Source organism: Amycolatopsis sp. 505 (genome assembly GCF_031625235.1).
Classification (GTDB): Bacteria; Actinomycetota; Actinomycetes; order Mycobacteriales; family Pseudonocardiaceae; genus Amycolatopsis.
Genome location: NZ_JACKQP010000039.1, coordinates 1 through 297, shown reverse-complemented (window position 1 = coordinate 297; position 297 = coordinate 1). Strand labels below are relative to the sequence as shown.

Genomic DNA, 297 nt, shown 5'->3' with positions numbered 1-297 from the left:
TTGACCAGCTCGTCGACCTTGTGCACGTAGGTGTCGTTCAGGTTCTGCAGCTCCTTCTCCGCGCGCGCGACGTCGTCTTCACAGGCCTCGCCGTCCTTGGCGATGCGGTCCAGCTCGTCCTTGGCCTTGCGGCGGACGCTGCGGATCGAGACGCGGGCGTCCTCGCCCTTGCCCTTCGAGACCTTCACCATTTCCTTGCGCCGCTCCTCGGTGAGCTGCGGGATGACGATGAGGATGACCTGCCCGTCGTTGCTCGGGTTGACCCCGAGGTCCGACTCCCGGATCGCCTTATCGATC

The 297-nt window shown here is 65.0% G+C and carries 1 protein-coding gene; it reads right to left on the bottom strand.

The features are described 5' to 3' along the window. Positions 1 to 297: ribosome-recycling factor (locus H5965_RS46040; RefSeq protein ID WP_310977649.1), on the bottom strand; the 297-nt coding region annotated here is incomplete at both ends.